This window comes from Cellvibrio mixtus subsp. mixtus J3-8, assembly GCF_000766945.1.
Lineage (GTDB): Bacteria > Pseudomonadota > Gammaproteobacteria > Pseudomonadales > Cellvibrionaceae > Cellvibrio > Cellvibrio mixtus_A.
The window spans coordinates 184,990-203,976 of the sequence record NZ_KN266209.1; the positions used below are offsets into that span (position 1 = coordinate 184,990).

Annotated in this window: 18 protein-coding genes; 3 read left to right on the forward strand and 15 right to left on the reverse strand. The window is 51.7% G+C overall.

From position 1 onward, the window contains the following. Positions 1 to 69: 69 nt before the first annotated feature. A complete protein-coding gene (locus A596_RS14115) occupies positions 70 to 924 on the forward strand; it encodes a UDP-2,3-diacylglucosamine diphosphatase (RefSeq protein WP_052417523.1) in 855 nt (284 codons plus the stop codon). Here A596_RS14115 and A596_RS14120 read toward each other — a convergent pair. From A596_RS14120 to A596_RS14150, 7 genes are all read right to left on the reverse strand, one after another. After that, on the reverse strand, positions 921 to 2,387 hold the full coding sequence (locus tag A596_RS14120; protein ID WP_039915916.1) for an alkaline phosphatase PhoX: 1,467 nt from the start codon (positions 2,385 to 2,387) through the stop codon (positions 921 to 923). The two genes, A596_RS14115 and A596_RS14120, sit on opposite strands and share 4 nt — an antisense overlap. Positions 2,388 to 2,493: 106 nt before the next feature. Then, entirely contained in the window at positions 2,494 to 3,258 is a 765-nt protein-coding gene (locus A596_RS14125; RefSeq protein WP_235425735.1) for a ZIP family metal transporter, read from the reverse strand. Then, positions 3,240 to 3,647 (reverse strand): acyl-CoA thioesterase, encoded by a 408-nt coding sequence (locus A596_RS14130; RefSeq protein ID WP_039915917.1) that lies wholly within the window; start codon positions 3,645 to 3,647, stop codon positions 3,240 to 3,242. The genes A596_RS14125 and A596_RS14130 overlap by 19 nt, the downstream gene beginning before the upstream one ends. A 13-nt stretch (positions 3,648 to 3,660) precedes the next feature. After that, entirely contained in the window at positions 3,661 to 4,461 is an 801-nt protein-coding gene (locus tag A596_RS14135) for a hydratase (protein WP_039915919.1), read from the reverse strand. Positions 4,462 to 4,544: 83 nt separating this feature from the next. Further along, positions 4,545 to 5,948 (reverse strand): HDOD domain-containing protein, encoded by a 1,404-nt coding sequence (locus A596_RS14140; RefSeq protein WP_039915920.1) that lies wholly within the window; start codon positions 5,946 to 5,948, stop codon positions 4,545 to 4,547. 268 nt (positions 5,949 to 6,216) lie between these two features. After that, complete coding sequence (gene recG, locus A596_RS14145) at positions 6,217 to 8,337, reverse strand: ATP-dependent DNA helicase RecG (RefSeq protein WP_039915923.1); 2,121 nt, start codon at positions 8,335 to 8,337, stop codon at positions 6,217 to 6,219. A 31-nt stretch (positions 8,338 to 8,368) separates the two neighbouring features. After that, positions 8,369 to 9,277 (reverse strand): hydrogen peroxide-inducible genes activator, encoded by a 909-nt coding sequence (locus A596_RS14150; protein WP_039915925.1) that lies wholly within the window; start codon positions 9,275 to 9,277, stop codon positions 8,369 to 8,371. Between the two features lie 75 nt (positions 9,278 to 9,352). On the opposite strand from A596_RS14150, the gene A596_RS14155 reads away from it, so the two are divergent. After that, the gene (locus A596_RS14155) at positions 9,353 to 10,225 is read left to right on the forward strand and encodes an SDR family oxidoreductase (RefSeq protein WP_052417524.1); all 873 of its coding nucleotides are present in this window, start codon (positions 9,353 to 9,355) and stop codon (positions 10,223 to 10,225) included. 58 nt (positions 10,226 to 10,283) lie between these two features. Here the strand turns inward: A596_RS14155 and A596_RS14160 are convergent, their stop codons facing one another. The 7 genes from A596_RS14160 to ftsY form a co-directional block, all read right to left on the reverse strand. Further along, positions 10,284 to 11,318 (reverse strand): OmpA family protein, encoded by a 1,035-nt coding sequence (locus tag A596_RS14160; protein ID WP_039915927.1) that lies wholly within the window; start codon positions 11,316 to 11,318, stop codon positions 10,284 to 10,286. A gap of 181 nt (positions 11,319 to 11,499) precedes the next feature. Continuing rightward, a complete protein-coding gene (gene trmB, locus A596_RS14165) occupies positions 11,500 to 12,246 on the reverse strand; it encodes a tRNA (guanosine(46)-N7)-methyltransferase TrmB (protein ID WP_200882929.1) in 747 nt (248 codons plus the stop codon). 23 nt (positions 12,247 to 12,269) lie between these two features. Next, positions 12,270 to 12,653, reverse strand: coding sequence for a DUF423 domain-containing protein (locus A596_RS14170; RefSeq protein ID WP_039915929.1), 384 nt, complete (start codon positions 12,651 to 12,653; stop codon positions 12,270 to 12,272). 74 nt (positions 12,654 to 12,727) lie between these two features. Beyond that, positions 12,728 to 13,588 (reverse strand): RNA polymerase sigma factor RpoH, encoded by an 861-nt coding sequence (gene rpoH, locus A596_RS14175; RefSeq protein WP_039915931.1) that lies wholly within the window; start codon positions 13,586 to 13,588, stop codon positions 12,728 to 12,730. Between the two features lie 118 nt (positions 13,589 to 13,706). Next, positions 13,707 to 14,780, reverse strand: coding sequence for a permease-like cell division protein FtsX (ftsX, locus tag A596_RS14180; RefSeq protein ID WP_235425736.1), 1,074 nt, complete (start codon positions 14,778 to 14,780; stop codon positions 13,707 to 13,709). Next, positions 14,777 to 15,445: a cell division ATP-binding protein FtsE gene (gene ftsE, locus A596_RS14185; RefSeq protein ID WP_039915933.1), complete on the reverse strand. Its 669-nt coding sequence runs from the start codon at positions 15,443 to 15,445 to the stop codon at positions 14,777 to 14,779. Before ftsE ends, ftsX begins: the two co-directional genes overlap by 4 nt. 15 nt (positions 15,446 to 15,460) lie before the next feature. Beyond that, entirely contained in the window at positions 15,461 to 16,594 is a 1,134-nt protein-coding gene (gene ftsY / locus A596_RS14190; protein WP_039915934.1) for a signal recognition particle-docking protein FtsY, read from the reverse strand. Positions 16,595 to 16,703: 109 nt separating this feature from the next. Here ftsY and rsmD point away from each other — a divergent pair, with 109 nt between their 5' ends. After that, positions 16,704 to 17,306 (forward strand): 16S rRNA (guanine(966)-N(2))-methyltransferase RsmD, encoded by a 603-nt coding sequence (gene rsmD, locus A596_RS14195; RefSeq protein ID WP_039915935.1) that lies wholly within the window; start codon positions 16,704 to 16,706, stop codon positions 17,304 to 17,306. A 12-nt stretch (positions 17,307 to 17,318) separates the two neighbouring features. On the opposite strand, the gene A596_RS22185 is transcribed toward rsmD, so the two are convergent. Then, a complete protein-coding gene (locus A596_RS22185; protein WP_052417525.1) occupies positions 17,319 to 18,878 on the reverse strand; it encodes a carbohydrate-binding protein in 1,560 nt (519 codons plus the stop codon). Positions 18,879 to 18,987: the final 109 nt, after the last annotated feature.

Consider the following 18,987-nt stretch of genomic DNA (forward strand, 5'->3'; position numbering starts at 1 on the left):
TCATAAAAATGTTGCGTTTTCGTCACACTTTCCCCGCAAAATCGGGTGAAACAGCCACGGAAACGCATCATGAATTCTTCAGTTCACCCCCTGGCCGCTCCGCTGCTTGACGCCGTTTTAACTGCAGAGTCGCCTACCCCGCGTCCTACTAGCTATCTGATTAATGCCCGCACAGTGTGGATCTCGGACATCCATTTGGGCTTTCGCGATTGCAAGGCGGAATACCTGCTCGATTTCCTCGACAAAATCCATTGCGATACTTTGTATCTCGTGGGCGATATTGTGGATTTGTGGTCGCTACAACGCCGTTTCTGCTGGCCCAAAAAGCACTACCAGGTAATGCTGAAATTCTACGAGTTGGCCGCCAGAGGCGTACGGGTAGTCTATGTTCCCGGCAACCATGATGATCCGATTCGCCATTTCTGTGGCCAATTATTCGGCCCGATTGAGATCGCCCATGAACATGAATATGTCACCGCCGATGGCAAGCGCCTGCTAATCATGCATGGCGATGCTATGGATGCTTATATCAACCACAGTTGGTTAACGCGGGTAATCGGCGATCACGGCTATGAATTGCTGCTGTTTATCAATCGCTGGTCTGACCGCTTGCGCAAACTGGTTGGCCGCCCTTATTTTTCCCTGGCCGGATTGATCAAAAGTAATATTAAAGGCGCTAAAGCGGCGATTGAAACCTACGAGCGGGAAGCCATTGGCGAGGCCAAACGCCGCGGTTATGACGGCGTGGTGTGCGGGCATATCCATTACCCGGCACTGCGCGAAGCAGGCGGTTTGCGTTATGCCAATTGCGGTGACTGGATCGAGAACTGCACCGCCCTGGTAGAAGATCACCAGGGCGTGATGCGCCTGTTGCACCACAGCGACCAGGTCGCCTGGCAGGAACTGCAACTCGCCGCTAACTAGAGAATGGCAACCCCTTTTGCCTGGTTGCGCAAGCGTCCCCAGGGACCGGTGATCGCAATGGTCATTCCCGGCCGCTGGATGTTTACGAACAGGGTTGTGCCATCGGGCGAGAAACAGGCACCGCAGAATTCACCCTTATCAGGATGCGCATTCATCGCGAGCGTATAAATCTTGCCATCAGGGGTGAGGCCGCGCAGGTAATTCACGGTATCAGGCGACTCCGAATAACTGTCTTCACAAATGATCAGATCGCCCCAGGGCGCTACTGCGAGATTGTCACACGCCTGCAAAATCGCCCGGTTATGGGTTTCGTAGAGCAATTCAAGTACACCCGGTTGCTCGGCTTCGCGGGCAGTCCCTTCATAGGGTCCGGGTTGATAGCGCCAGACCTGACCGATTTTCAAGGGGCCGCCACTGGTCGCAGCCAACAATACCTCCCGGCTTTTATCCGCCCGCAACGCAAATGCAAGACCTTCGCCACGCGCGAAGATCGCCGCGCCTTTGGCGTGGCCGCGATCACTCAAGTCGCCGTCGGGAGAAGTGACATGGTCCAGATCAACCCATTCACATTCAAAACGCTGGCGCATGGCGACTTGCTGCGTGCCGGCACTCCCCGCATCTTCAGGCCAATTGCGCGTATTAGCCTGTGCCCAACCGCGGATCGCCAGCGCCTGCAAACGGCCACCTTCGGCCAGCTTGCCCGGTGTTTTGGGGATAAACCGGTAGAACAGGCCGCGCTCGTAATCTTCGGAAAGGTAAATGATCCCGTTAGTGCTATCGACTGCCGCTGCTTCATGGACAAAACGCCCCATATCCTTGAGCGGCACAGCATCCACCAAACCTTTGCTAGCGGATGGCACTTCGAAGATATACCCATGCTCAACGCCATAACCCTGTTGCGGGCCAACGAGGGTTTCCTCGCAGGTTAGCCAACTCCCCCAGGGCGTAGCACCGCCGCAACAATTGCGCGCCGTTCCCACCAAGCTGAGGTGACTGCGTTCAACACGCTGGCTGCGATGGCTGTATACCATCGTGGTAGTACCGCCATTCACTGGCAACCCGTTAAAAAAATCGTAGGCGATGCCTTTTTGTTGTTTGGCAAGTTTGGCCTTGCCTTCGAACGGATTTATTTCGCTCCCGACAGATGCCAGTTCATGGTTGCGGACCAGAATGCATTTACTCGCATCGCCGGGCATGGGGAAACTGGCCATGCCGTCCGGAGCACCCGGCACCAGCAGGCCATCGCTCATCAGGTCTCCGCTACGGCTGATTACCTTATAGGTAAAATCGCGCGGTAAATTCAGCAGCCCGGCAGGATCGGCGAGCAGCTGCCCGGCTTTATCGATACCGTAAACCGGATCTTGCGCGTATACCTGCGCTTGCAGCTGCAAACTACGCAAACCACCCACGGCGACAGCAGCCGCGCTGGCATTTTTTAAAAAGTGACGACGGGTTAAACGCATGAACATTCCTTACCATTGAGGAGCAAAACGGGAAGCGATCTTTGTCCGCGAAAGGGATTACCGTTTGATGACAAACCGCCCGAACCAGTGAGCTGCTTTGACTGGCTCAGCGCTCCAGAGCCTGTAGCGCCAATGCGGCGACAAACCCCAACGCTGCCATCAGTCCGGACATTTCATGGGTTTCGGCAAAGGCTTCGGGGATCATGGTTTCTACCACCATCGCAAAAATACCACCAGCCGCAACACAGGTAATCAACGCCTTAATGTGCGGTGGTGCAGCGCCAAAGAAGAGCGCCCCGAGTACCGCAAAAACACCGGAAAGCAAGGTAATTGCACCCCACAACTGCACCATAAACCAGCCATTGCGCCCTGCGCGGCGCATCCCGGCAGTACTGGACAAGGCTTCCGGGATATTGGAGATAAAAATCGCGGCAATGGTGGCGATACTGAGTTTGCCTCCACCGGCGACCAGCAGGCCAATGGCCATGGATTCGGGGATACCATCCAGCAAGGTGCCGGCGGCAATCGCCAAACCAGTGTTGTTAGCGGCAGGTTGTTGGGTATGGGACCGTTTGCGATGGCGGACGCCAGGGCTATTCAGGCGATGATTGATCAATGAAAACACCAGCGCACCCACCATAAAACCGCCAGCGACCCACAGGATACCAGCCTGTTCCAATGCTTCATCAACCAACTCGAACGCGAGGGCCGCCACCAAAATACCGCTGCCAAAAGCCATGACATGGGCAATGGATTTGGATGAAAAACCAATAAACCAGCCCAGCAATGCTCCAATCACCAGCGCACTGGACGCCAGGAGTCCCCAGCCTCCGGCGGCCAGCCATACCGGAATCACGCCGCTGGAAACCACGCGCGAACCACATCCGGCAAAGGCACGGATTTACCATCCGTCGCACTGACCCACACCACTTTGGAATAACCTTCGGCAGCAGGGGTTTCCGGTTGCGACAGGGTAAAAACCTTGTACTTGACCATAAAACTGGAACGGCCCGGCTCGCTGAGGTAGACATCAATGCGCAGGGTTTCAGGATGAAAAATCGGCCGCAGGAAAGTACAACCAATCGTCACCACCACCGGATGGGTGTCACTTTTCAGCGGCAAACCTTTATCCAGCATCCACTGGAAACGTGCCTCCTCAAAGTAACGGAAATAGAGCGTGTTATTCACATGACCGTAGGCATCCATATCGCCCCAACGCACAGGAATTTCGCAGGAATAAAACAGGGATTCTTCGCTCATAGACAACTCCGGGCTAAACGGCTTTTTTAGCGGTAAAACTCACTTGCATACTACCCAAACCGGCGTAATTGATGGTGATTTCAGTGTTCAAAGGCACTTCCAGCACACCTGCGTAAGAGCCGGTGATGACTGCCTGCCCCGCCACTATGCCCTGGCCGCGACTGCGCAGGAATTCCGCCAGCCAGTAAAGCGGCGCGCGCGGATGGGTGTTGGGATGCTGGCCCTGGCGCTCGATCACCTCGCCATTGGCACAGGTGAGTTTGATGGTAAAGCTGCTGGCCGATGCGGCGCTTGCCGAATCAACTTCCGGCCCAATAAACAAGCCTTGGTTGACTAGTCCATCCGCCAGCATCTCGGGAAACCCGCAACTGACGGGATCGGCATAACGGCTGTTAATCAACTCCAGGGCCATATGGGTACGGATGATTGCTGCGTCCACTTCCTCCGGGGTATAAGGTTCGGGGCGCGGCGGTAAATCGCAGCCGAAGAAAAATGCCAGCTCCGGTTCGATGCGCGCGCATTCACCCCCGGGGCCGGTTTTAGTCCATAGGCTGACGGGTGGGATGGAGTCGATAGTGCGGGTATAGATCGGACCAATGACCAGCTTATCCTCCGGTGGCAACAGGCATTTCCAGCCGCCAATACTGTCATCCATCCGGTCGCACCACTGGTCGGTCACGGCGGCTTGTATCGCCAACGCCTGTTCCAGATCCTGCGGGCGGCACACCACCGGTAAACGCTCGCCTTGCACGCCATCAATACGGCGCTCTACCAATATCGCCGCAGCATCGGCGGCATTAAACAACTGACTCATAAGCAGTAATTAATCCTTGGAAATGACTTCGCCAGAAACACAAAACCCCTTGAAAAAGGGGTTTTGATGACAGCAAAAAACTATTAATGGTGGGGCGATAACTCATGCGCAATATGCTTCAAGTCATCGCTGGACTCAATGATATTGGCCACGGTGGTATAGGCTTTTTCCGGGTCCAGATGTAAATCTTCAAATACGTTGATAGGAATCGCCAGCTTGGGGCCACGGCCAATATTATGTTGTTGCAGTAAACGCTGCGCTACAAAAATCAGCTTGGCGTAGGTGGCGTATTCGCCCTGGTAATCAGGGTTGTTTTGGTAGCGTAAGCCCACCACAACCTCCTCCGGCATTGACCAAAGTGACATCAGGGTTGCCGCCATTTGCTCGCGCGTAACACCCAGCAAATGACGCTCTATTGCCTGATGATTCACGTGCGGATTGGCATCTGCCAGCTCGCAGTAATTGTGAAAATAGGGAGGGAAAACCTCGGCCATAATCAGGTAACCGAAGTTGTGCAATAACCCGCACAAGTAAGCCATACCAAAACTGGGGCGATGGTCGCGCGGAATTGCCGTCACCAAGCCTTCAATCGTCGCCGCCATATAGACCGCTTGCTGCCAATACGGCAGGGAACCATGGGGACCTTCTTTGGGAATGGTCATGGCTTTGCCCAACGACAAACCCAGCGCCAGGTTAAGCACCATATCAAAGCCCAATACGCGCACTATGGCGTCATGGATGGATTTGATTTTTCCTGGCGCAGAGTAGTAAGGCGATGCAGCCCAGCTCACTACTTGCGCCGCAAGGCTTGGATCAGTCTCCACGATTTGGGCGAGATCACTGATATCTGCATTCGGATTTACACGCAGCTTGATAATGCGCTGGGCTGTATCTGATAAGGGCGGCAATTCGAGGGTTTCTTCCAAACGCTGCTTGACCCGCAACTGGGTAAAATTGCGTACGGCGCCTAGGATCTGGTCGGTATCTCCGGTAGAAGTGTCATCTGCTTCCAGGGGTTCAAGGGGGATGGCGATATCGCAAATAGTGGCGTCATCCATTATTTGCTGGAACTCTTCGCGACTGAAACGCAGTAATTGTTTTTCATCCCCGGAGTCCGCCAGCAGCTCGCTGCGCTCAACCAGGCTGCGATCAATCAGGGTTAATAATCCGGCGAGTTTGGGGAGGGCGGGAATCGATTGGAGGTTGTGGGAACTGCAAAACTTCTGGATATCTGCCGGGCTGGCTGCATGCAGTTCGCGCCCTAATTGGCGATTCACCGCTTTCAGGTCGAGCAGGCGGTCCGCAGCGTAAATTACCTGCACCCGCCCTTTACTGTCCTGCAAAATCACTGACTTAGCCGCACTCATCGTCCGTAGATGCTGGTCATGCCAAAGCGCTCGCTCATTCTCGGATACAGGCACTTCAGCCACCTGATACTGTACGTTTTGTTTGTTGAGCAAGGATTGAACACTGGTAGGAACTGACACAGCCTACTCCTCTCGTTATATATAACTGGTTGATACTCATAGGATTATAAGACTCTCTCCGGCATTTGCCGCGAGTGTAATGCAGCGAGAGCAATTCTCATATAGCCGAATTACACAAAAACCCGGGGCCGGTTTATCTACTAACCAACCTTTCCAAGCATAGTCGAGATTTGTACACACACTTGGCATTTGCAACCACAAAGCAACTATATATGCCAAAAAATGGATCAGTTCTCATACACCCAATGAAATAAGTGCCAGTGCGTTATTAAACTTGCAAATAACGATGGTTCTGACCTAACCAGCGTGCAACCAGCTGATCACATAACGCGGTGTAATCACTCATCAATAGCAGGGCGGCATCTTTCACATCAGGCAGCAAGTGGCTATCACGCTGGAGGTCAGCGATGCGAAATTGCATCTCGCCTGTCTGGCGCGTGCCCAATACTTCACCGGGTCCGCGCAACAATAAATCCTGCTCGGCAATATAAAAACCGTCGCTGCTTTCGCGCATAACCCGCAGCCGTTCACGGCTGTTTTGCGATAACGGCGAACCATAGAGCAATACACAGTGACTCGCAGCGGAGCCGCGCCCTACCCGTCCACGTAACTGATGCAACTGTGCCAACCCAAGGCGCTCGGGGTTTTCGATAATCATCAGGCTGGCATTGGGGACATCCACCCCCACTTCGATCACCGTAGTAGCTACCAGTAAATCCAGCTCATTGGCTTTAAACGCCGCCATCACCTGTTCTTTTTCCACTGGTTTTAACCGCCCGTGAATCAGCCCGATGCGCAATTGCGGCAAGGATTCCGCCAGGCTGGTTGCGGTTGCTTCGGCAGCCTGGGCTTCCAATGCTTCGGATTCCTCGATCAAGGTACACACCCAATAGGCCTGCCGCCCCTGCTCGCAGGCCAGACGCACCCGTTCAACCACCTCCTCGCGGCGCTGGTCGCTGATTACCACCGTAGTTACCGGGGTGCGGCCGGGTGGTAACTCATCAATCACTGAACAATCCAGATCGGCATAAGCACTCATTGCGAGAGTGCGGGGAATAGGGGTGGCAGTCATGATTAGCTGATGTGGCCGCAAGCTTGCGAACTGCTGGTTTTCGCGGCTAATAGTACCTTTTTCAGATAAAGATAGGCGCTGATGCACGCCAAATCGATGTTGCTCGTCAATAACGATCAACCCCAAATTGGCAAATGCTACGGCCTCCTGGAAAAGCGCATGGGTGCCTACCACTACCTGGGCTTCGCCGTTGGCAATGGCAGCTAGCTGGGCGCGCCGTTCAGCGACTTTAAGCTTGCCGGTAAGCCAACCCACCTTGATACCCAAGGGCTCCAGCCATTTGCCGAAATTAATCCGGTGTTGTTCGGCGAGGATTTCGGTCGGCGCCATAATCGCCGCTTGCTTGCCGCTCGATACCGCCGCCATTGCCGCCAATGCCGCCACTACCGTTTTGCCCGATCCTACATCCCCCTGGACGAGGCGCAACATCGGCACCGGCTTGGCGATATCAGCCACAATCTCCTCGACTACACGCTGTTGCGCACGGGTTAACGCAAATCCTAACCGGCTTTGGAAATCGTGCTGCAAAGCCGGATTCATATGCAAACCGGTTGCCCCGTCTGCCTGGGTTTCCCGCCGCAGCAACAATAAACTCAGGTGATGGGCCAGCAATTCCTCAAACGCCAGGCGCTGCTGATAGGGGTGTTCGCCGTCTATCAACAGCTGCACATTCGCATTGGCCGGTGGCTGGTGGAGATATTTCAGGGCATCGGACAAGGGTATCTGGTTGAGTTTACGACGCACCGGTTCAGGCAGTAATTCGCCCAAGGCATGCTTGTCCAGCCAGGTTAGCGCCTGCCGGGCAAGGCTGCGCAGGCGCGGTTGGGTCAAGCCTTCAGTCGCAGGATAAATGGGGGTAAGGGATTGATCCAGCGGCAAGGTCGCCGCTTCATCCAGATATTCATATTCCGGGTGGTACATCTCCAAACCAGAGGCACCGCGGCGAGTCTCGCCGAAAATCCGTAAGCGTGTACCGGCAACCAAGCGCTGCTTTTGAGCGTTATTGAAATGGTAGAAGCGCAAGGTGATAGTACCGGTACCATCCTGTACTTTGCACACCAGGCTGCGGCGCTTGCCAAAAACCACATCACATGCACGCACTTCCGCTTCAATTACCGCATTGAGGTTCGGCTGAAGCGCGCCGATCGGCGTGATGCGGGTACGATCCAGATAGCGCAACGGCAAATGCAATAACACATCTTGCAAGCTGAACAAGCCGATCTTCGCCAGTTTTTCAGCCAAACTGGCACCAACCCCTTTCATGGCAGTAACAGGGATTTGCTCCAGGGTTTTACCACTGGCGATACCGGCGTTCATGGAATTTCCAAATACTATCGTGTAGAAACGTTTAGTGACGTGTGGCTTTAATCGCCTCACGCAACGCATCTATCGCCTTATGGCGAGGGAAACTTGCGCGCCATGCCAGCGCCACAGTACGGCTGGGCGATGGCTCGGTAAACGGGCGTGTGACCAATACGTCAGAACTGTAAAGTGAACTGTCCGCCGCGGAAACCGGCAGGATAGTAAGCCCCAAACCCGATGCCACCATGTGGCGTAAAGTTTCCAGCGAACTGCCTTCGGCGGCAGTACGTACATTGTTCGCCGACTGCTCACCATGATGTTGCAGGTTAGGACAGGTAGTTAAAACCTGATCACGGAAGCAATGCCCCTCGCCCAACAACAGTAATTGCTCGCTATTTAAATCCGTAGGATTCAGCGCCTCTTTCGCAGCCAGCGGATGGTCTTTGGGCATCAACACCACGAAACGCTCTTCGTACAACACCTGGGTGACTACATCCGGCTCTTCAAATGGCAGGGCAATAATGATCACATCAAGTTCACCATTACGTAATTTCTTGCGCAGGTTGTGGGTATAACCTTCTTCCACATAAAGCGGCATTTTGCTGGCCTTTTGCTGTAAATGGGGAATAAACTTCGGTAACAAGTAAGGGCCAATGGTAAAAATCGCGCCAACCGACAAGGGGCTGCTGAGCTGGTCTTTACCGGCATCTGCCAGATCTTTGATCGCCGCCGTTTGTTCCAGCACCAAATTGGCTTGCGCCACGATTTGCTCACCTAAGGGTGTTGGCTGCACACGCGATTTGGTGCGCTCAAACAGCGCTACGCCCAGCTCATCCTCCAGCTTTTTCACTGCAATACTCAGGGTTGGCTGGCTGACATAACACCGGTCAGCCGCACGGCCAAAGTGTTGTTCCTGGGCGAGGGTAACTATGTAGCGCAGTTCAGTGAGGGTCATGGTGCGGCTCCAATAGGCAATGGGCATTAGCTTGCAAGAATAGCCTAAAACTATCAGATAAAAGGCATTTATCAAATGACTAATAACCTATCTGTTCCACAAAATTTGCAATCCATGAAAAAAGTATTAATTGTCGGTTGCGGTGACATCGGCCAGCGACTGGCTCGATATCTTGAGCATGATGATTACAAAATTACCGGTATTCGTCGCAATTGCCCGCCAGATACTCTCCATATTCGTTATCGCAGTTGTGACACAAGCGATTATTCGGCATTTAAATCTGTACTTGAAGAAGGTTTTAACATCATTGTAATAACCATGACGCCTGCTGAACGTAGCGATGCAGGATACAGGCAGGCCTACGTACAAACCTGCTGCTATCTGGTTGAAGCATTAAACGCCCTCGATCTGCAACCGGAATTGATTATTTTTGTCTCCAGCACCGCCGTTTATGCACAAGATGATGGCTCCTGGGTAGATGAAAACTCGCCAACCGCGCCAACGGGGTTTTCCGGTAAACGGCTATTGGAAGCAGAAGCTATTATCCACAATAGCGGCTTTACCAATACAGTCGTACGTTTCAGCGGGATTTATGGCCCGGGCCGCAATCGCCTTATCGAACAAGTAAAACAAGGCCGGGCATCAGCCAGTGAGCATTTCACCAATCGTATTCATGCTGAAGATTGCGCGTGCTTCCTGGCGCATTTAATTAAACATACCGGGTCGCTGGCACCGGTTTATATCGCCACCGATTCCCATCCAACACCGATGGTGGACGTTGTTAGCTGGATAGCCGGCAAACTCGGCATCAAGGACTTTTTATCCGGGGAAGCCGTTAATGAACGGGGCAATAAGCAACTAAACAACGAGCTGATGCGTTCAACCGGTTACAAACTTCGCTACGAAAATTTTCGCCAGGGTTATCTTGAGATGATTAATAAAAATTAAAGGCAATAAAAAGCCCGGCACTATGGCCGGGCTTTTTAAGACTTATTGATCCCAAAAATTACTTGGTTTCAGTCTTGGTCACTGCGGTAGATACTTGACCTACTACACGACGGTTTTGCTCACGACCAGATGCGCTCGCATTATCCGCTACAGGCTTGGCTTCACCGTAACCAATTGCTTTGACGCGGTCAGCACTAATACCATACTTGGTAATCAATGCGGCTTTAACCGAGTCGGCACGGCTTTGTGACAGCTTTTGGTTATATGCATCTGAACCCTGGCTATCGGTGTGACCCTCAACAGTCACCACGGTGTCAGCGTATTGGTTCATGAAAGTAGCCAGTTTGGATACTTCGCCTTCAAATTCAGGCTTGATGATCGCTTTCGCAGTATCGAAAGTGATTTTCAGGTCGATAGATACAGTCTCTGTCAGCTTCAACGAGCAACCAACTGCATCTACTTTGTGAGTTTTTGGAGTACCAGGGCATTGGTCTTTGGAGTCCAGCACACCGTCACCGTCAGAATCTTTCTCCGGTTCAGGAGCTGGTGCCGGTGCCGCCTTGACTGGTGCCGGTGAGCCGCCAAACAGGTAGCTAATACCAGCGTTCAACGCCAGGTCGGTGTATTCGTTGTCAAGACTGTTGAAAGCACGAACATCAGTACGGAATTCCCAATTACCGCCCAGATTGCGCTTAACACCAGCACCCAGGTTCAAAAGGGTATCGCGATGGGATTCATCGTTATCCCACTCAATTTCCTGATCACCCACACCGAACGCAACATAAGGACGCCACAAACTTTCAGTGTTGATGTGATACAACGCATCCAAACGGTATTGGGTGCCATCAGCATCTATACCACCGGTTTGGGTTTCAGTACTGTATCGGCTGGCAACTGCATCCAAGGTCCAGTTTTCATTCAGTACAAAACCAAATCCCAAACCCCAGGTATTGGCATCTTCCAGTGGTTCTTCAAAGAAAGTACGGCCAAAATCGGCGTGAACTTCGAATTTATGGTTATCAGCGCTGGCACCTGCAGAAAGTGCAGCAATAACAGCGGACAAAACTAACTTGTGTGTGTTTTTCATGGCCATTTCGGTCTCCGTTGAAAATAGCGAGGTTCCAAGAAAGCAATCTGGTTGTCTTTTAATTCAGCAGAATCACAGACTGCGAAAAATACGATCATTGATGATCAGTTAAGTTCCACCTGCTGAAATCCATTTCATGATTATTTTCAGGTGCTTAGCTTAGCAAATTAAAGCGATATATGCCAATTTACGCTGTTTTTTTGAACAACAAATCCCAAACCCCATGACCGAGTCGTTCACCGCGTTTTTCAAATTTAGTAACCGGACGGTAATCTGGCCTAGGAGCGAAACCGGTTTCCGCGAAATCCGTCACAAAACCTGTCGCATTATTCATTACTTCCAGCATATATTCGGCATAGGGTTGCCAATCTGTCGCCATATGCAAAATGCCACCCTGTTTTAGCTTCGGGCGCAGCTTTTGGATAAAGGCAGGCTGGACAATCCGGCGCTTATGATGCTTCTTCTTATGCCATGGATCTGGAAAGTACAACTGCAACCGATCAATACAGCCATCGGGAATACAATCTTCCAGTACATCCATTGCATCAGCCATATATACACGCAGATTGCTTAACCCATGCTGACTGGCAGTGCTGATAAGGCGGCCAACACCAGGCGGGTGTACTTCGATGCCAATAAAATTTTTATCAGGCTCATTGATTGCCATTTCCAGCAACGAATCACCCATACCAAATCCAATTTCCAATACCAGCGGCGCCTGGCGACCAAAGACAGTTTCGGGATTAATCGCTCCCGCAAACAAACTTAAGCCCGTTGAGGGCCAATACTTATCAAAAGCATTTTTTTGTCCCAGGGTGATGCGCCCGGCACGGATTACGAAACTACGGATGGACTTGGGTTTAAATTGAGGCTTGATAAGAAAGCCTTCCTCACCGTCCTCAAGGTCGGGAGTTAATTCGGGAAGCTCAGACATAGAAACCAATAATGAAGGAAATATCAGGATTCGGGTTTGGTGCGCCAGCCCACAATTGCCAGCAAAGCCCAACCCACTAGAAAACACAGCCCGCCGAGCGGAGTTATCGGCCCTAACCAACGCGGACCACCCAACGCCAACGCATACAGACTGCCACTGAACATCAGACTGCCCAGTATAAAGGCCCAGCCGCTAGCTTTTAACCCCGATGTAGAAGGTTTATACCGCAATAAGCAAGCAACGATTAGTAAAGCCAATGCATGGTACATCTGGTATTGCACACCCGTTTTCACTACATCAATCATCCCCGGTGTTAGCATTTTTTTGAGCCCATGCGCGGCAAAAGCACCGATAACGACGGAGAAAAAGCCGCTAATTGCAGCGATTGCAATAAAAATACGCGCCATCACGAATCCTCGGAAAACTCAGCAATAAAAAAGCCGCGCTAGGCGCGGCTTTTTACGTAAACCATATACAGCTATCAGGCTTCAAGCATCATGGTTTTTACTTTATTCATGGCATTTTTTTCCAACTGGCGAATACGTTCAGCAGAAACACCATATTCAGCCGCCAAATCATGCAGGGTTGCCTTATCATCATTCAACCAACGACGCTGCAAAATCACGCGACTGCGATCATCAAGCTTTTCAAGGGCTTTTTCCAAACCATTAACGTTGGATTCTTCCCAGTTAGACTCTTCCAGACGCAATGCCGGATCGTAACGGTTGTCTTCCAGATAATGGGCTGGCGCTACGTAACTATCATCTTCGTCATCTTCGCCTGCATCAAAGCCGGCGTCGTAAGAAGCCAGACGGCCTTCCATCTCGCGCACTTGTTTAACATCAACACCCAAATCATGCGCTACCGCCTGTGCCTCGTCATTGCTCAACCATGCGAGACGCTTTTTGGCACCGCGCAGATTAAAGAACAACTTGCGTTGTGCTTTAGTGGTAGCGATTTTTACAATACGCCAGTTACGCAGAATAAACTCGTGGATTTCGGCTTTGATCCAGTGAACGGCAAATGATACCAGGCGAACACCTTTATCAGGGTCAAAGCGTTTCACCGCTTTCATAAGACCGACATTGCCTTCCTGAACCAAATCACCCAAGGGCAAACCATAACCATTGTAAGAACGGGCGATATGAACCACAAAACGCAAGTGTGCCATCACCAGCTTGCGCGCAGCATCAAGGTTGCCATTGTGGTGCAGGTCACGCGCCAGTTCTTGTTCCTCTTCTACAGTGAGGATGGAAAAGTTGCTAACCGCTTGAACATAGGCATTCAGGTTTGCACCAGGGGCGAGTATGCCGATAGGTTGCAGACTTGTGCTTGTGCTCATGATTACCTCCAGTAACAGTGTGGCCCGAGTGTAACACCTGATTATTTGTTCCGCCAGCACCGAAAAAGTTCACTTGACGGGGATTTTGCACCACCTCACAACCCATCCACTATGGGGATTAACGTGGCTGAATCAAGTAAAGATGACGCGCAACTGCAATCCAGGCTCCCAAAAGGCCCGTAATTCCCGCAATCAGGATTAACTGCAAGCTTTCGATAAAATTCAATCCTTGCAAACGAAACGTACTTTGATACAAATCAGCTAATTGTGTTACTGGCGCGGACAGCCACCAGAAACCGATCGCCAACAAAATTGCCGCTACAATTCCGCCGCCCACACCGTACCAAAGACCCGTATAAAGAAACGGGCGGCGAACATAGGCGTCAGTCGCACCGACCAGTTTGACCACCAAAATTTCATCGCGACGGTTTTCAATCGCCATACGGATGGTATTACCGATTACCAGCAGGACCCCCAAGGCAAGCAAGCCCGCCAGGGCCATCACAAAGCGCTCGGCAACGGTGATGAATTGATGGAGGCGTTTAACCCATAGCATGTCCAGACGAACATCGGCCACCAAAGGGTCTGCGATGAGTGCTTGCTGGAGCGAATTGAGGACGTCGGGGGCATTACCACCAATCTTTGGTTTGATCAGAATCACCGCAGGCAAGGGATTTTCATCAAGATGATTGGCCAATTCCCCCAGACCAGAACCACGTTTGAACTCCTCCAGTGCCTGCTCTGAAGAGACGTAGGTTGCCTGGGCAACATCGGGCCGCTGTGCCCATCGGCCACGCAGATCCTGCCCCTGATTGAGTGTTACGTCTTTTTTAAGGAAGACCGAAATCTGACTGGAGTCCTGCCAGGTTTGGCCAACTTGCTGCACATTGTTAAACATCACAAATAGCGCAGCGGGAAGAGCAACGGCAATAGCAATCACCAACCAGGTCATCAGGCTTTGCAGCGGGGTTTCCAGCAGGCGCAATAAACTTTCAATGGCTGAATTGCTGTGATGGGCACTCCAGGCATCCAGCTTATCGCGCCATGAGGTTTTGCTTTGGACGGCCCCCTGGCTTCTGGCAACTGGACGAGGGTCCGGACGCACAGGTTCGCGCACAGCACGCTCACTACGATTAACTGTCGCACCCATGCGATTCGGGCGGCGCTCGGGTTTCGGTCGTTGTGGTTTCACCAGAGTACCCCGTCATGTACCAGCTTGCCCTGTACCAGGCCGAGCACGCGTTTGTTCATTCGTTTGAGCAACTCCACATCATGTGTGGCAACCATAACAGTTGTGCCAACTTCGTTGAACTGGCGGAATAACGTCATGATCTCATTGGATAATTCCGGATCGAGGTTACCGGTCGGCTCATCCGCCAGCAATAAGGTAGGCTTGTTGACAACAGCGCGGGCGATACCAACCCGCTGCTGTTCGCCACCGGAAAGCATAATGGGATTGCTGCGTTCTTTATCGAGTAGGTCGACCTTATCCAGCGCCGCACGCACACGCTTGCCGATTTCCTGGTGCGGGTAACCGGCAACCTGCAACGGCAATGCAACGTTATCGTAAACTGTGCGATCAAATAGCAGCTGGTGATTCTGGAATACCACACCGATATTGCGACGAAAATAGGGTAATTGGCCCTTAGGCATATGAGCCAGGTGATGGCCATCCACAAAAACATTGCCGTGGGACGGCTGCTCCATCAACAAGATCATTTTCATCAGGGTGCTTTTTCCAGCACCCGAGTGGCCCGTCAGGAACAGCATCTCCCCCGCTTCCACTTCAAAATCCACGCGCGCCAGGGCTTCATAGCCCGTATCGTAGCGCTTGCTTACATTTTCGAATCGAATCACAACCAATCCTGTGTGTTAATTAGCATCACCCTGATTAAACAAGGCTTTGATAAAGGGCTCAGCAGCAAATGGTTGAAGGTCTTCTATGGATTCACCCACACCGATAAAGCGCACCGGTAACCCGAATTTTTTGCTGAGCGCGAAAATTACCCCACCTTTAGCCGTGCCATCCAGCTTGGTCAACACGAGACCGGTAACACCGGCAGAGTCACGGAATTGCTCGGCCTGATTCACAGCGTTCTGGCCGGTACCCGCGTCCAACACCAGCAGGACTTCATGCGGTGCAGAATCATCTACCTTGGCCATTACACGCTTAACTTTGGCGAGCTCTTCCATCAAATGGCTTTTGTTGTGCAGGCGGCCGGCGGTGTCGGCAATTACTACATCAATACCGCGCGCTTTGGCAGCATTTAACGCATCGTAGATAACCGATGCCGAATCAGCACCTGTATGCTGTGCGATGACAGGAACATTATTGCGCTCCCCCCATACTTGCAGTTGTTCGACTGCGGCAGCACGGAAAGTATCCCCCGCCGCCAACATGACTTTTTTGCCTTCATTTTGCAGGCGCTTGGCAAGCTTGCCGATGGTTGTGGTTTTTCCCACGCCATTTACACCAACAACCAGGATCACGTAAGGAGCCCTGGTAGCATCCACCACCAATGGTTGCTCAACCGGACGAAGCAAATCTGCGAGCAATTCGCGCAGGGCTTTGTAGAGTGCATCAGCATCATTGAGCTGCTTACGAGCCACGCGTGCGGTGAGGTTATCGATAATCTCACTGGTTGCATCCATACCCACATCGGCAAGCAACAGCTGTGTTTCCAATTCTTCGAATAATTCTTCGTCGATGTTTTTACGACCGAGGAAAAGATTACCCAACCCTTCCGCAAAATGGCTGGATGTGCGGCTCAAACCCTGTTTGATGCGCGCGAAAAAGCCAAGCCTGGCAGGTGCCGTTTCTACCGGAGCGGGCTCTTCCGTTACTGCCAATTGCTCTGGATTAGCAGCGTGCGGCGGGATTTGCGGTTGCGATTCCGGCTGTACTTCCGATGCTTCAGGTTGTGCAACCGCGGTTGCTTCAGGAGTAGCTTCTACCGTTTTTGCGGCATCCGGTTTTTCAGATTTTTTGAACAGATTAAAAAACATAGTCGTGATCTGGGGAGTGTCGGGGAATAATCCAGTTGGCCGAGTCATTCCAGCCAAGGCGATAAAGGCGCTATCCTACCACTTATATTCACCTCTGCGAGCGAACACCTTGTCCAGACACGGCGCCAAACCTGCAAAATCCCCCGCAAATCCACCCAAAGGCAGCAATCAGCTGCGCATTATTGGCGGCACTTGGCGCGGGCGAAAATTAAACTTTCCCGATGTGGATGGCTTGCGCCCTACCGGAGACCGCCTGCGCGAAACCCTGTTTAACTGGCTCGCACCAGATATTCAGGATGCACGTTGCCTGGATTTGTTTGCCGGTTCGGGAGCCTTGGGGTTGGAAGCATTGTCGCGTGGCGCAGCAGGATGTGTTTTTCTGGAGCGCGACCCGCTGGCGGCTAAAGAATTGGAAAAAAACCTGAGGCTGTTAAATGCAACCACCGGCAAGCTTTTATTACAGGACGCCTTATCCTGGTTGAAAGGAATACAAGGGCAGCAATTTGATCTGGTTTTTATTGACCCCCCTTTTCAACTGGCCTTGTGGCAACACAGTTTTGATTTGCTGGAGGACGGTAATTTTCTGGCGGAGGGTGCGCTGGTATATGTCGAGTGCCCCAAAAATACTATCTATCAAGTACCAGAAAGCTGGAGCATCCATAAAGAAAAAATAACCGGTAGCAATATCTACCGGCTATTTGTCAAAGGCTGACCGACGCGGGGGTTAGCCGCCGGGGCGCAAATCCATGAACTTGCTATAAAGCCCGTTTTTATCGAAAGCGGCAATTTGGAAAACGTAATTACCTTCAAGCCAGGGAATATCGTAATAAATAGTATTCGGATCCTCGATACTCACGTAGGTGTAATTGGTATCGCCAGACTTGCGATAGCGAATCTCATAACCCCCGATTTCTTCAGTGTCCAGGCTCGACATATCTTCCCTCGCCGTAGGGACATTCCAGCGCAGGTGCACCGGGCCAACCACATCGACAGCCGCACTGGAAGACTCTGCTGCACTACTGGGCTGGCTACTGGTAGAAGATGAAGACGAACTGGATACCTTGGGCGCACTGCTGGAAACACTGGATACTGAAGATTTACTGGATGAACTTGAGCTGCTACTGGAACTGGAAACACTGGTTACATCCGTGCTGGGGGTTGCACCGGCAGCAGCGGGTTCAATTTTAAACCAGTTGATGTTGTAACCCTTCACAAGTGCCGTCATCCCAAAAATATGTGGCCCCGCTGGCAGGGTTATGATGCGTTCCACATCAACAAACTTTTGGAAGTTAGCTGTTTTAGGCACGATAACTGTATCGTATTTTGCGCTGCCATCAGCTTCATGGAACGAGAAACTCCCCCCCCCATACAAGCTCGATACCCGATAGGTCACCTTATAATTTCCTGTCGTGGGAATATCGATCACAGTGTTTTCGTAGGATAACCAATCCCCCTTGTCGATAGCACCGATATTGAAGCCGCCGCCGGTATCAGTCGTGGCTTCCGTAATAGTGCCACTTTGTGCAGCAAAATCTTCTGCCTGAATAGTGACAGGGAGGGCAGCACCTTTTAACTCAAGCTTGAACCAATTGATATTGGAGCCACTTTTAGTTGCCTTGATACCCAATTTATGCGTTCCCGGCGGTAAGGTAATCGTGCTTTCTATATCGATCCATTTCTGGAAATTGCCGGTTTTGGGCACAGTAACCACATCGTATTTCACGTCGGAATCCAATTCATGCAAATAGAAACTGGCGCCGCCATATAAGCTGGATACGCGATAAGTCACCTTATAAGTCGCGGGATATGCAAGCTCGATAACATTATTGCCATAAGCCATCCAGTCACCCGCTTCAAGCGAGCCAATATTAGAGCCGCCACCGACATCCGTAGTCGGCTCCACTTTTATCCCTTGCATCGTAGAGTAATCTTCCGCCTGAATAGTTAGCGATGCAGGAGCATTACGAGTACCGGAAGGTACTGTTTGGGCTGCCGCCCCCCCGGCCACGCTCATCAAAGGTGCGCACAAGCTCATCACCAGCGTCATTTTGCGCAAATACATTTGCCAATTCAGGCCGCGCTTCAATTGTTGGCGGGAGATGAAACCCAGATCGATCAGAATTTCACCGATACATGTAGCATCCATGGCATCCTTATCGGTGTGACTCAGCCCTACCCGCCTCTGTTTTTGTTCGGCAATTGCGAGTTGCAACTGGTCCGCGCTGATGAGTCCCTTCTCAAGCAATATATCCCCTAAGCGGGTTGCTTTGGCCTTACCTATCATTTTCTACCTCCAACGGAGAAACCACGCAGTCGTTTAAGACAACAACACTTACTTTCTGAGTTTAGTAAGATAATCATCAGCGTGTGCGTTGTTTAATAGACAAAATAGT